1 protein-coding gene is annotated in these 271 nt (G+C 41.3%); it reads left to right on the top strand.

Annotated features, from left to right (window positions below; genetic code table 11):
- Positions 1-271, top strand: a 271-nt coding sequence (locus QP442_RS08485; RefSeq protein WP_285069798.1) for an AMP-binding protein, incomplete at both ends; no start/stop codon positions are given.

Genomic DNA, 271 nt, shown 5'->3' on the forward strand with positions numbered 1-271 from the left:
TTTTCCAAATGCACGTATTATTAATGCTTACGGTCCGACAGAAGCAACTGTGGCTCTATCTGCTGTTGCTATAACGGATGACATGCTGACAAATATGAAACGCTTGCCGATTGGCTATACCAAAGCGGATTCTCCAACTTTTGTGATTGATGAAGACGGAAACAAACTGCCGAATGGTGAGCAAGGAGAAATCATTATATCTGGACCAGCTGTATCAAAAGGCTATATGAACAACCCAGAGAAAACAGCCGAAGCATTTTTTGAGTTTGAA

The organism is Pauljensenia sp. UMB1177 (genome assembly GCF_030217965.1).
In the GTDB taxonomy this organism is placed as follows: Bacteria; Actinomycetota; Actinomycetes; order Actinomycetales; family Actinomycetaceae; genus Pauljensenia; species Pauljensenia turicensis_A.